This window comes from Verrucosispora sp. SN26_14.1 (assembly GCF_004307965.1).
Lineage (GTDB): Bacteria > Actinomycetota > Actinomycetes > Mycobacteriales > Micromonosporaceae > Micromonospora.
Genome location: NZ_SISL01000140.1, coordinates 1 through 13,149, shown reverse-complemented (window position 1 = coordinate 13,149; position 13,149 = coordinate 1). Strand labels below are relative to the sequence as shown.

General features: G+C 72.6%; 9 protein-coding genes. 7 read left to right on the top strand and 2 right to left on the bottom strand.

Going from position 1 to position 13,149, the window contains the following annotated elements:
• From EYA84_RS32485 to EYA84_RS14735, 4 genes are all read left to right on the top strand, one after another.
• Nucleotides 1-1,236, top strand: a 1,236-nt coding sequence (locus EYA84_RS32485) for a hypothetical protein (protein WP_161594972.1), incomplete at its 5' end; no start/stop codon positions are given.
• Complete coding sequence (locus EYA84_RS14745; RefSeq protein WP_131053625.1) at nt 1,233-4,646, top strand: hypothetical protein; 3,414 nt, start codon at nt 1,233-1,235, stop codon at nt 4,644-4,646. The genes EYA84_RS32485 and EYA84_RS14745, both read left to right, overlap by 4 nt.
• Nucleotides 4,646-5,818 (top strand): hypothetical protein, encoded by a 1,173-nt coding sequence (locus EYA84_RS14740; protein WP_131053624.1) that lies wholly within the window; start codon nt 4,646-4,648, stop codon nt 5,816-5,818. The genes EYA84_RS14745 and EYA84_RS14740 overlap by 1 nt, the downstream gene beginning before the upstream one ends.
• A gap of 96 nt (nt 5,819-5,914) precedes the next feature.
• Nucleotides 5,915-6,625 carry a Crp/Fnr family transcriptional regulator gene (locus EYA84_RS14735; protein WP_131053622.1) on the top strand — a complete coding sequence of 237 codons (711 nt, stop codon included), beginning with the start codon at nt 5,915-5,917 and terminating at the stop codon, nt 6,623-6,625.
• Here the strand turns inward: EYA84_RS14735 and EYA84_RS14730 are convergent.
• Both EYA84_RS14730 and EYA84_RS14725 read right to left on the bottom strand, forming a co-directional pair.
• On the bottom strand, nt 6,622-7,173 hold the full coding sequence (locus EYA84_RS14730; protein ID WP_131053620.1) for a hypothetical protein: 552 nt from the start codon (nt 7,171-7,173) through the stop codon (nt 6,622-6,624). The genes EYA84_RS14735 and EYA84_RS14730 overlap by 4 nt on opposite strands.
• 91 nt (nt 7,174-7,264) lie before the next feature.
• Nucleotides 7,265-8,149 (bottom strand): hypothetical protein, encoded by an 885-nt coding sequence (locus EYA84_RS14725; RefSeq protein WP_131053619.1) that lies wholly within the window; start codon nt 8,147-8,149, stop codon nt 7,265-7,267.
• 172 nt (nt 8,150-8,321) lie between these two features.
• On the opposite strand from EYA84_RS14725, the gene EYA84_RS14720 reads away from it, so the two are divergent.
• The 3 genes from EYA84_RS14720 to EYA84_RS14710 all read left to right on the top strand — a co-directional run.
• Complete coding sequence (locus EYA84_RS14720; protein WP_161594971.1) at nt 8,322-10,055, top strand: dynamin family protein; 1,734 nt, start codon at nt 8,322-8,324, stop codon at nt 10,053-10,055.
• Nucleotides 10,056-10,090: 35 nt separating this feature from the next.
• Nucleotides 10,091-11,992 (top strand): dynamin family protein, encoded by a 1,902-nt coding sequence (locus tag EYA84_RS14715; RefSeq protein WP_131053616.1) that lies wholly within the window; start codon nt 10,091-10,093, stop codon nt 11,990-11,992.
• The coding region (locus EYA84_RS14710) for an Hsp70 family protein (protein WP_131053614.1) at nt 11,992-13,149 on the top strand (1,158 nt) is incomplete at its 3' end. The genes EYA84_RS14715 and EYA84_RS14710, both read left to right, overlap by 1 nt.

Sequence of the window (13,149 nt, the reverse complement as noted above, 5' to 3'; positions counted from 1 at the left end):
CCACTGGCCCGGGCGGTCTGCGCCGCCGCCGAGGACGGCGGCGTCGAGGCGTTGCGGGCACTCGTCGCCCGGCACGTGACGGAGCACGGCGTACGGCTCAAGCTCGACGCCCTGCGTCGGCACACCGCGACGATGCACCAACTCGTCACGACCCTCCAGTGGCACGACGCCAGCACCTCCCGTCAGGCCGGTGACGACGTGGTGGGCGACCTGTTCCGGCTGCGCGACGAACTGCTCGCGGCGGAACAGGTCCTCGTCGGTGGTGCCGCGAAGCTGCGCCCCGGCACCGCCGACCCGGTGTGGCGACAGCATCTGGACGACTCCCTCGACCTGCTGCGGGTCTCCGTGGCCCGCACCGTGTTCGGCTGGCAGGGCTGGGACGAGACGCTCGACGCCACGCTGGACACCGGACGGGTGGTGGTCCCCAGCCACGCCGCCCGTGGACACGTCGTCGACGAGGACGACGACGAGGAGGACCGGCGTACCCACACCCCGCAGAGCGGGGGCGGCGGTGCCGAGCTGCTGACGAACACCGCCCAGTTGCGGCTATGCTTCGCCGGCTTCGTGGGCGATGCCACCCGGGAGGCGGGTCATCAGTTCCACCGGCTCACCGCCCTGTGGGTCGACGAGACGAGCAAGGCCCTGACCTCGGTCTGGAACGGGCCTGGCGACCCGTTCGACGAACCGGACCGGGCGGCGGCGCTCGCCGCGCTGGACCCGGACGGCGGGGCCAACCGGCGCACCTGGCTGCGCAGCTACACCCAGCTGCAATGGGTGGTCAAACGGATCCGTCGACGCTCCGAGGCGCTGGCGCAACCGGCGCCACTCGACGGCCCGGACGTGCCCGACCTGTTCCCGTTGCTGCCCGCCCAGCAACTGCCGTGGGCGACGGCACCCGGGCAGGCACCGGTGACCAGCCAGGACGAGGGGCAGGAACAGCACGTCGTCCGGCTGCTGCGGATGCGCCAGGAGGTTGCCGACGGCGTGCTGCGCATCGCCCAGCAACGCCTGTTCGACGCGCTCGTGGACCTGGCGAACCGGGTCCGGCGGGAGGTCACCGAGGTCCACCAGGAGATCCCCAAGGCGGTGTCGATAGAGCGGCTCGTCGCCGACGCCTCCGCCGACTGGCTCGGCGGGAACGCGCCGCCGGGCGGCACCACGACCGGCTCGGTGTGGCAGCGACTGCTCCGGGACTGGCCGACCGATCTGGATCCCACCCAGGAGGGGGAGGCATGACCGTCGAGATGGTCTTCGAGCCGGCGGCGGGCAGCCGTACCGCCGTGGTGGCACCCGACCGGTTCCGGCTGTACCTGCACCACGGGCGCTACCACCTGCCCCGGGTGGCGATCCGCGCCACGGACGGACCGGTGGAGGTGTGGGACGTCTTTCTCGCCGACGCCACACCGGCCACCGGGGCCCTCGGCCGCTACCTGGCCCGCAACTACCCGACGACGTCGTGGCGGGCCGTCACGGTGGGCGAGCCCCATGAGGTGTCCGCCCCGGTTCCGGTCTTCGAGTACCTGAACCTGCCCGGCGCGGCCGGTCGGCTGGAGTCCGTCCGGCTCACCTGGCGGGTGACCTTCGGCGGCGAGTCGGTGACCACCCGGGACTTCACCCTGCTGCTGGAGTTCGCGGCACCCGACGCCGAGCCCGGGACCGACACCCTCGCCGGGTCCGAGGGTCTGGGCAGCGGGGTGGCGGAGCAACCGCTGCGGCAGCCGGTGACCGGGCACCAGGTGGCCAAGATGTTCGCCATCGACTTCGGCACCTCCAGCTCCACCATCACAATGGTGGACGACCACAAGATCCAGGGCAGCGACCTCGACCCCGCGCAGGACGAGATGCTCCGCGCCGCCCTGGCGGAGCTGCTCCAGTCCGCGGGGCCGGACGACGGCGCGGCCCGACCGGCCTGGCTCGACCTGCGCGACAAGTGCCTGCGGCTGGTACGGGAACGGACCGCCGGCCTGCCGGGCTCCCAGGACCATCCGTTCACCGACGTCGACGAGCTGGTCCGGTTGCTCGACGACACCAGGGAGGGCGTCACCGAGTTCCGGGCCCGCGTGCGTGACCTGGTGATGACCGCGCTGAGGCCGGGTGCCACCAGCGATCTGCTGCTGAGCGCCTGGCTCGCGGGCCGCCTGCACCGGATCCTCGACGACGCCTTCTACACCCCGGCGCTGGCCACCTCGAAACTGATGAAGGTCGAGTTCGACCAGGTCGACAACCCGGACACCGTCTCCAGCACCGTGCACGTCATCGGCACCGACCCGGCGCCGGCCCGGGTCAGCCTGGTCCGGCCGACCGAGGACGAGAGGGGGTACGTCCGCTCGCTCCCCGGTCTCAAGCGCGCGTTGGGCCGGAGCCGGCCGCTGGCGCCCGACCTGGCACGCCTGCACTGGAAGCCCGCGCCCAGGACGCCGGCCAGCAGCGACTTCCTGGTGCTGCACGCCTACAACTGGCTCATCGACAGCGCCCTGCGCTTCGCGGCACGCACAGGTTCGGGGCAGCCGCTGGGGGTGGGCCACGTCGTCGTCACCTACCCGACGACCATGCCGCCGGCCCGCCGGGAACGGCTGCGCAGCCTGTTCCAGGACGACCTGCTGGTGCCGCTGCCGACCTTCACCTACGACGAGGGGGTCGCGGCGGGCATGTACTTCCTCATGCGTGAGCTGCGCGGCAGTCTGTCGGAGGGGATGGAACGGTTCCGCAGTCGCAGCCGTCCCGTCGACGTGGCCGGGCAGCGGATCTGGCGCCGGAACCTGCTGGTGGTCGACATCGGTGGCGGGACCACCGACATCGCCCTGCTCGCCCTCGACCTGGAGGACCGGACCCCGCCGGCCGCGAACGACCCGAGGGCGGGCTGCTCCTACCTGATCACCCCACGGGTACTCGGCTCCACCGGTCATCCGCAACTCGGCGGCGACCTGCTCACCCTGCGGGTCTTCTACTGGATCAAGGCGAGGTTGGCGGACGCGCTGGTGGAGAACCTGCCGGAGCAGGAGCGTCGGCGGATACAGGACACCTACCAGTGGCCCGGGGTCAGCCGGGCGGCCGACGGCAGCTACCAGCCGCTGGCCCCGATGGTGCTGGCGAACCAGACGCTCGACCCGGCCCCGTCGTCGGTTTGCCAGGCGTTGAGCGACCTGCTTCCGACCGACGCCGAGTCCGGCATCTCGACGTACGCCTTCACCGTGCTGTGGACGGAGGCGGAGACTGTCAAGATCGAGTTGGGTCGGCTGGCCGGGCCGGGCTCCGTCACCATCCTCGACACCCAGCTCGACCAGGTCCTCGCCGAGGTCCGCAGGAGCGGTGTCCCGTTGGTGAAGGCCGACGTGCGGGCGCCGTCGTTGGAACTGTCCAGTGCGGACTTCGTCCGCCTCGTCCGGCCGGTCGTGGTCAAGGCGGCCGACCTGGCGGCGGACATCGTCAACGTGCGCCTCCGCGGCGCCGACGCGGAACCGCTCGACCAGGTCTTCTTCTCCGGCCGGAGCGCCCAGATGCCGGTGGTACGCCAGATCGTCGGCGAGACGCTCGCCCGGCGGCTCAGCCAGCACGGCGCCACCGGGACCTGGGACCCGTCGGCGATGGCGGTGGAGACCACGAACGCTAAGCAGGCCGCCTCGCTCGGCGCCTGCTGGGCGGAGGAGCAACAGAACCTGCGCGGCACCGCCGAGGACGGCGCCGGGATCGTCGCCCAGCTCAACCGGGGCGGCAGCGCCGTGATGATCGACGTGAACAACATGTTCCTCTCCCTGCCGTGCCACTTCTTCCTGCGCGAACCCGACGGCGGCAGCGGTCTGCTGCTGCTGGAGGCGGGCACACCCTGCCGCTACAGCGACCGCAACGGCAACCTGGCCGCGCGCAGCCGCTGGTATCCGGTCCCCCGCAACCTGCGGGTACACCGCGACCTCGGTGCCCGCGAGTCCATCGAGTGGGGCGAGTTCCAGTTCCACCTGGCGACCCACGCACTGCGCCAGACCGGGCTGACGCTACCCGGCGAGCCCCCCGCCGACCTGTACTTCCAACTGCAGATCGACCAGGACCTCACCCCGACGGTCTTCCTGTGTGTGGGCGGCGCTCCCGACCACCTGCTGCACGAACCGGGGGTGAACATCCTGCCCCGACTCCGCGCGGGGGCCACCGGCCCGGACGGGACCATCGACCGGCTGCCGGTCGCGATCCACGTCGGGGCTCCGTCGACCCGTCACACCGAGCACCGGCCGGACGGCCCGGCCCTGGTCTTCCCCGCCGACCCGGACCAGTCGGCGTGGCAGCACCGGATGCACACCCTGCACCCGGACGAGCCGCCGGTACCCGGGATGGTCGGTGAACATCCGCTGCCGGCACCCGTGGACGTCGGCGACGGGCAGCGGCTGTGGCAGTTCGAGGGTGTCGACGCGGCGGGCGACACCGTCGCCCTGGCGCAGCTCGCGCCGCCCGACGGGCCGTACGACCCGGCGGTGCGCTACGTCGCCTCGCTGGACCGGCGAGGTTGGCTGCGGGTGCACCGCGGCTATCCGAGATACCTGACCACCACCCGGCTGACCGACATGCTCGGCCATCCCGGGGCCGTCTTCCACACGGCGATGAGCGAGGGAGAACCGATGTGGAACGAGAACTGGGACCCGTTCACCGGGAGGCACTGATGGATGCGGTCCACCTGGACGGCCGGTCGCTGGAGTCGGCGTTGTACACCCTCGCCCGGCGCGGCGGGCCCCGCGCCGAGCAGGCCCGGCGGGCCTTCGACGGTCTCGGCCGGGCGTTGGCTGCCGCCGCCCACTGGCCGCCGCCCGGTGACGACGACGACCGGGAGACCGGTCGGCTCATCGACGTCGTGCTCCACCACCTGTCGGCCGCCGTCGATCCGGCGTCGACCGTGGCTCGGCCGACCGTCGAGGCGACGCCCACCACGTCGATACCCACCGGCGCCGCCACGTCCACCGCCGACTCCGTGTCCGGCCGTGGACCGGCGCCGGGTCGGCCGGATCCGACGCTGCCCACGGCCGAGGTGGTCCCGCTCACGGAGATGTTCCTCGCCGACCGCGAGGTGGCCGCCTGGCGGGACGCCGCGCCGCCGTCCGACCCGGCCCACTGCTGGGAGTGGATGTGGTTGACCTGCCTCGCATTTCCCGAGCCGCACGCCACCGAGTGGCGGCGTCGCCTGGCACAACTGGGAGGTGCCGTCGTCGGGCCGCCGAGCGCGTTCGCGCCGGACCTGTCGACCGTGGGCGGCGAGGGACTGGACCTGTCCGGCACGGAACCGGACGCCGAGGTCTCCATGGTGCTGCACGGACGCGAGGACGACCTGGCGCGGCTGGTGACCGACGTGCTCAGCCTGGCGGGCAGTCACGCGTCGCTGGACCACAGTCTGCAACCGGACCGAGCGGGCAGGCACCGGTTGGACGACGAGGGGCAGCTGCGGCACTACCGGGAGCATCTGTGGCGCCGGCTGCGGGAGTACGCGGACGAACCCGACCAGTACGGCCGACTGCGCCGTCTGGTGCTGGTCGACGAGGCGGTGCGTTCCCTGTTCCCGCGCCCGCTACCCGCGCCGGGCAGTTGGTGGCGGCAGTTCGCCGCGCGGTCCGACGCGCTGCTACGCCACCGTTTCGCGGACCACGACGCCGACATCGTCGTGCCCGCCGGCCCCTATCCGCCCACCTGGCCGCGGCATGGAGGTAAGTCGACCAGTCCGAATCAGGACATGAAGGTGGTGAGCGCGCCGACCAAACGTCGTCCCTCCGTGGAATGGGTGCTCCGGGTCGCCTACCGAGACGCCGACCACACACTGGCCGGTCGAGTGATCTACACAGAGTGAACGGGTTGCCGGCGTACCGTGAAAGATGATGCCGGGTGGCCACCGAGGAACGCTAGCTTCCTCGCATCCGCTTCGCCGGCCCACCCGGGAGCTTCCGTGATCCCCGAACAACGATCCGCCCGCAGCAGCGCGTGGCCGGCCGGCAGCTTCCTCGCCGGGCTGGCCGAGAACGACCGCGCGGTGATGCTGGCGGCCGGCAGTCCCCGGTCGTGGCGGCCCCGCGACCTGATCATCCGCGAGGGCGACACCGGCACCGCGGCCATCCTGCTGCTGCGCGGGCATGTCCGGGTGCTCGGCTCGAAGGCGGACGGCAACCCCACCCTGCTCGCCGTCCGGGTCGCCGGTGACCTCATCGGTGAACTGGCCGTCCTCGACGGTGGTCCACGGTCCGCGTCGGTCGTGGCGGCGGCGCCCGCCTCGGGACGGGTCACCCCCGCCGCGGACTTCCGCCGGCTGCTCGACGAGCATCCCCGCCTCGCCGAGGCGGTACGCCGGGTCGTCACCGCCAAGCTGCGGATGGCCAACCGGCACCGGGTGGACGTCGGGGGCGACCCGGTGCGGGTCCGCATCGCCCGACTGCTCGTGCACATGGGCGAGGTCTACGGCCGCCCGGTCAGCGACGGCATCCTCGTCGACGTGCCGTTGAGCCACTCGGACCTGGCCGAGCTGGTGGCCGCGGCGGAGCCGAGCGTGCAGCGGGCGCTCGCCGGGCTCAAGCGCGACGGCGCGGTGACCGTCGGCTACCGGCGAGTGGTGATCACGGACGCGGGGCGGCTGCGGATCGTGGCGACGACCATCGCGCCCTAACCGGCGAGGGTCACCAGGGTCATCGCCGCCAGCGCCGCCAGCACCATCAGCGCCATCCAGTTCAGCGCCCTGACCACGTGCCGGTTCTTCACCATCGCGATCTCCGCCAGCCGCCGGGCCGATTCCCACGCCTCCACACGCAACCGGCCGGAGGCAACGCCGGCTGCGGGCGCCTCCGGCCCGCCGAGGGCGCCCGTGGCAACCGCCGGGAACGCGAACCGGTTGTCCGGCGCCGGCGGGATCAGCCGTGGACGCAGTCCCTGCATGAGGTGGTATCCGGAGATCAGGAACCCGACCATCACGGCTGCCAGCAGCGGTACGGCCGTCAGCCCGGCCGCCCCACCGGAGGCGACCAGCGCGACCGCCTCCCGCAGATGGGTGGAGACCACCACCGCGATGCCGGAGTGCACCACGAGCAACATGCTGACCTTGCTGTCCGCCTGCTGTGTGGCGACCTGGAACGAGGCGTTGATGGTGCCGGCGACGGCGATCTCCTCGGCGGGTGTCAGGGGCGGGTCGGGTGGTGGCGTCGGTGGTAGGCCGGTCATGTCGACAGCACACCACCGACACGCCGACCGATCGACATCAGGTGATGGCATCGACACGAAACGTCACCGCCCGTCCGGCCGTGGCCGCCGGTCACGGGTGCGGATGGTCGTCCTGGTGCAGGTCGTCCTGGTGCAGGTCGTCGTGGTGCACCACATCGTGGCGCGGTTCGTCGACGTCGTCCGGGTGGCTCGGATGGTCGGGGTCCAGCCGGTCGGAACCGTCGTGGTCACCGCGACGCGTGTGGTGACCGTCGGCGACCACCGCACGCCCACCGGCGGTCGAGGCCGCCCGGTAGCGGTGGGCCAACTCGGCGGCGACGGTCGCCAGCCCGGAGACCGTGAGCACGGTGGCGACCCCGTCCCAGCGGATCTCCGGACCGTACGGGTCCGGTGCCGGCCCGGCGGGCGGAAGGCAGACCCAGGCGACCACCGGTTCCTCGCGCAGGGTCAGCGCGACGCGCGAGAAGTGCTCCCGGGTCAGTCCGGGATAGTTCTGGCTGACCAGATCCGCGTAGAGGGCGTGCGGCACGATGACCGCGAGATCGCTGTCCGGTCGGGCGTCGGCCAGCTTCCGCTTCAGCACCGGGACGCCGACCAGGTCGTTGACGAGAATCGAGGCCGGACCGGCGAAGCCGTTGGGGCTGCGGGCGGTGGCACCCTCCACGATCGCCATCCGGGCCCGGATCGGCCCGAACTCACCCGGGTCACGGTTGTTCTCGGACAACCCGTGCCGGAAGCCCCGGATCAGCGCCGGGACCACGCGGGCCTCGTTGAGCCCCGGCGGGAACACCAGCATCAGGCCGTCGCCGCTCTCCTGGGGCTCGACCTGGCGGATCCGCGCGTAGCGGCAGGCGCACTGCACGATCCTCAGCAGCCGCACCTGGGCGTCGTAGTGGGTCGCCGCGGTACGCCGGCTGTACTTCTCGATGTCGACCGCCATCAGCAGTCTGCGGACGAAGTTCCCCTGCAGGACCATGTCTCCGTCTCCTCTCGGGCGCCGGGCGGGACCCACCACACCGGACCGGCGCCGCGGCACGGCCATTGTCGGACCGGGTGACCACGCCAGATGCCGTCGTATGACCGGAACAGCCGTCGCCGACGGACCTAGCCTCGACGCGACCGGCATCGTGACCCGGAAGGCCAGGTCCATGTCCACCACTGTCGTGCCCCCGTACCCCCCGCCGCGCTCCGTGCTGACGGAGCTGGCGCGCTGCGCCGCCCTCGCCCGGACCGGCGGACCGGCACTCGACCCGTTGGCCGACCTGTTGCGGCAGGCCGGTGACCGGCTGTCCCAACCGATGCGGGTCGCCGTCGTCGGCCAGATCAAGCGCGGCAAGTCGACGCTCGTCAACGCGCTCCTCGGCACGCCGGTCGCGGCCACCGGCCAACTGGAGTTGACCTTCACCGTCAACGAGCTGCGGTACGCCCCGGTGCCCACCGTCCGGGTCCACTACCGCGACGATCCGACGCCGACCGAGCTACCGCCGGAGCGGCTGCGCGAACTGACCGTGCGCGATCCCGCGCAGCTGGCACACCTGCGGCGCATCCGGAAGGTGGAGTTCGGGCTGCCGCACGACCTGCTGCGCCGGTTCCGGCTGGTCGACACCCCCGGGCTGGGCAGCGTCCACGGCGTCGACTCGGCGAACACCAGCGAGTTCCTCGGGCTCGTGCCGACCGACGGCGGCACCGTGGGCTCCACACTCGACGCCCTGCGCCGCACCGCCCGGGAGGTGCACCACGACAGCGCGGCCGAGCTGGACCGGGCCGACGCCGTGCTCTATCTGTTCAGCCGCGCCCTGCACCAGACCGACAAGGCGACACTGGAGGACTTCCTGGGCGATGTCGGGGGCGCGGTCATGCCGTTGCGGGCGTTCGGCGTGCTCACCCGGTGCGACCAGTTCTGGCCGCCGATGGCCGACCTGCCCGGCAGCCCCGACCCGATGACGTTCGACCCGATGGTCGCGGCGCGGGCCCTGGCAGACGACCATCTTCGCCGGCCCCGGATGCGGCGGATGTTCTACACCATCCTGCCCGTCTCGGGGCTGCTCGGCATCGGCGGGCAGACCCTGACCGACGCGCACCTGAACTGGTTGGCCGAACTCGCGACCGGCGACCCGCGACGGGTCGCCCGCCACGCCTCCGACGCCGGACGCTTCGCCCACGCGCCGCACCTCAACGGCATCACCCTGCCGGTCGCCGAACGTCGGGTGCTCGCCGAACACCTCGGCGTCTGGGGCGTCACCCGTGCCTGCGGGTACGTCCGGGACGGTCTCACCCCTGCCGAGATCCGGGACCGGCTGCGTGCCGACAGTGGGGTCAGCGCCCTGGAGGACCTGATCGTCAGTCATTTCGGCAACCGGTCCACGCTGCTCAAGCTCGACCACGGGTTACGCGACACCGACCGGGAGGTGGCGCGCATCCGGTTGACCGCTCAGCGGGGCGGCCCGCCGGTGCCCACCCCGGTGGGCGAGGTCGCCGCCGCGGTCGAGCGGCTCCGCGCCTGGATGCCGGCCTTCGCCGAGCTGCGGACCCTGTCGGCCTTCTACAACGGCGAGGTGACGCTCACCGCGCCGGAGTCGGCCGAACTGCTGCGCGTCACCGGGGAGCACGGCACCAGCTGCGCTGCCCGGTTGGGCCTGCCCGAGGAGAGCGCGCCTCGGCTCGTCCTCGACCGCGCCCGGGAGCGGGCTCGTGCCTGGGCGGCCCGGGAGCAGGATCCGACGCTCGACCGGCCCACCGCGCGAGCCGTCCGCACCATGCGACGGTGCCACGAACACATCGCCCACCGGGCCCGCCAGGCGCTGCGCCTGCTCTCCGACGTGGACGACCTGGACCAGCCGCCTCGGCTGAACCCGGCGTGGTCCACCGCGGCCAGCACATGATCGTCCACCACCCGGCCCTCTGAGAGGTGATCGCAGTGCACACGCTCGACCGACTCCGGCAGGACACCCTCTCCCTCCTCGACCACGTCCAGGTCGTCCTCGCCGACGACCTGTCACAGTCCGCCGCGCGGATGCTCACGGCCGAACGCGAGCGGGTGGCGGCCGGCCGCTACCACGTGGTCGTGTGCGGCGAGTTCCGGCAGGGCAAGTCCAGCCTGCTCAACGCACTTGTGGAACGGGTCGGACTCTTCCCCGTCGACCTGGACGTCACCACGGCGACCGTCACCGCCCTGCACTGGGCCGAGGCGGAACAGGCGGTGGTCTACTTCGCCGAGGACCCGGACGACCCGTCGGCCGCCCCCACGTCGCGACCGGTCCGGCTGGAGGAGATCACGGAGTTCGTGACCGAGCAGGCGAACCCGGACAACACCCGCCGGGTGAGCCTGGTGGAGATCGGGCTGCCGCTGGAGCCGCTGCGCTCCGGCCTGGTGCTCGTCGACACCCCCGGGATCGGCAGCCTCAACCCGGCGCACACGGCCGCGACGCGGGCGTTCCTCCCCCAGGCCGACGCGTTGGTCTTCGTCTCGTCGGCGGTCGAGCCACTGGGCACACCCGAGTTGGAGTTCCTCACCCATGCCCTGACCCAGTGTCCGACCGTCCTGGTCGCGATCACCTGCACCGACAAGGTCGTCGAACCCCAGCCCGTGGTGGCGGCGGCCCGCGCCCGCATCGCCGCGGTGGCCGGCGTACCCGAGGAGGAGCTGCGGGTGGCCGCCGTCTCCGCCTACCGCAAGAACGCCGCGCTGGCCGACGACGACCCCGACTTGCTCGCCGAATCCGGGTTCCCCGCCCTCGAACGCGAGCTGTGGGGCGCCCTCGCGGCCACCTGCGGTGCCCGGCAGGTCGTCCGGGCCGCGGACGCCGTGACCACCCTGCTCGACGACGCCATCGCTCCACTCGCGACCGAGTTGACCGCGCTGGTCGACGACACCCTCGACGAGTTGGGCACGCAGATCGAGAAGGCCCGGGCCGAAGCCGACAGACTCCGCGCCGAGACCCAGGGGTGGCGACGGGGCCTGCGTGGTGACATGGAGATGGCCGCCCGCGACGTACGCGACCAGCTCGGCGTGGACTTCGACCAGATCGCCGAACAGTTCCGCCGCAGCCTCGGCACCGACGAGGCCGTCTCCGACCCGAACGCCCTGGCCCGCCGGATCTCGCACCAGATCGTCGACGCGGGCCAACGCGCCCAACGGGAACTCCGGATGGCCGCCGAACACCTGGCGAGCCGGTACGCGCAACGCCTGTCCGTCGTCGTCGACCTCCCGCAGGGCGCCGACCTCGTCACCGCCCCCAGAGTGGGCGACGTGCATCCGACGCGCAGCAGCCAGCCCACCCGCTTCGCCACGTTCCGCACGGGGTGGAGCGGCAGCATGGCGTACGGCGGGGCGGGCGCCGCCATCGGCGCGGTGGCGGGCAGCGTCATCCCGATCGTGGGCACCCTGCTCGGCGGCATCGTCGGTGGCATGGTCGGCCAGATCACCGGCTGGTTCGCCGGGCGGCAGGAGGCCCAGCTCCAGGCCGAGCACCGCCGCCGGCACGAGCAGGTGGCGGCGCTACGCGACCGCGTCATCCCGATGATCGAATCCTCTCGTCGACGGGCCGAACGGCAGTTCACGTACCAGGTCAACGACTACGTCGACGCGTTGGCCCAGGCGTTGGAGGACCACGTGGCGGCGCAGAGCGAGTCGTACGCCGCCACCGAACGGCGGTTGGCTGCCGCCCGGGCCCGTGACGAGCTCCAGCGGGCGGAACGGATCGCGGAACTCAACGCGCGGGTGGCCGTCTTCGCCGGCCTGCAGGAGCAGTTCGACCGGCTCCGGGACCGGGCCGACGACCTGACCCGCCCGACGGACGAGCCCGAACGGCGACCGTGATGCCGAGCGGCCTCGTCTACGGCGTCGACTTCGGCATGTCCACCTCGGCGCTGGTGATCGGCCGCCCCGGTCGGGAGCCGGTCCTGGCCCGCGACCCGGCCGGGCGGCCCGACGTACCCACCGTGCCGTCGGCGGTGTGCCTGTTGCCCGACGGCACGCTCGCGGTCGGCGCCGTGGCCGAGAACGCCGGGCGGCTCCGCCCGCAGCACTACCGATGCCGCTTCAAACGGGACTTCGCCGATCCGATCCCGTGGGCACTCGGTGAGGACTGCGAGCTCACCACGCACGAACTGACCGCCGAGGTGTTGCGCTTCCTGCGCGAGCAGGCCACCGAGACGGTCGCGGGCACACCGGAGCGGGTCGTCGTGACGGTGCCGGCAAGCTGGGAGGACCACAACCGGCACCTGATGCGCACCGCTGCCGGCCTCGCCGGCTTCGACCCGGCCACGGTACGGCTGGAGCCGGACCCGGTGGCCGCCGCCGCGTACGCCTTCGCCGACACCACGTTGCCGGCGCAGGTCACCGCGCTCGTCTACGACCTGGGCGGCGGCACGTTCGACTGCGCGGTGGCGCAGACCGGCCCGGACGGCGCATTCGAGGTGCTGGGCCGACCGGGTGCCATCCCCGACCTCGGCGGCACCGATATCGACCGGATGCTGCTGGCCCACATCCGCCAGCGGTTCCCGGACCGGTGCGCCCACCTGTTCGCCGACACCACCGACCTCGACCTGCTGCCCCGCCGGCTTCAGTTGCGCGACACCTGCGAGCAGATCAAGATCCGGCTCTCCACGGTCACCACCCACTCGGCGGATCTCACCGACCTGGACCCGCCGACGACGTTCACGTTCACCCGCGACGAGCTGGACGAGCTGGTCCGGCCGGCCTTGCGGGAGACCATCACCGAGTGCGAACGGCTTCTCGACAACCTGGGCCTGCGATGGTCCGACATCGACCGGATCGTCCCGGTGGGCGGACCGACCCGGATGCCCTCGGTCGGGCGGACCCTGTCCGGGCACACCGGCCGGCCGGTCCTGCGTACCGCCGAACCGGAACTGGCCGTCGCGTACGGTGCGGCGCTGCTGGCCGCCCGACCCACGCCCGACACCCGACGGTCGGCGCGCCGCGCCTTCTCCGCCAGGCCCGGCCCCGGCCAGGCC

What these genes read in the sequence shown, in the direction of transcription:
- EYA84_RS14745 (WP_131053625.1), top strand. Translation starts at nt 1,233, where the DNA reads ATGACCGTCGAGATGGTCTTCGAGCCGGCGGCGGGCAGCCGTACCGCC.
- EYA84_RS14740 (WP_131053624.1), top strand. Translation starts at nt 4,646, where the DNA reads ATGGATGCGGTCCACCTGGACGGCCGGTCGCTGGAGTCGGCGTTGTAC.
- EYA84_RS14730 (WP_131053620.1), bottom strand. Translation starts at nt 7,173, where the DNA reads ATGACCGGCCTACCACCGACGCCACCACCCGACCCGCCCCTGACACCC.
- EYA84_RS14725 (WP_131053619.1), bottom strand. Translation starts at nt 8,149, where the DNA reads ATGGTCCTGCAGGGGAACTTCGTCCGCAGACTGCTGATGGCGGTCGAC.
- EYA84_RS14720 (WP_161594971.1), top strand. Translation starts at nt 8,322, where the DNA reads ATGTCCACCACTGTCGTGCCCCCGTACCCCCCGCCGCGCTCCGTGCTG.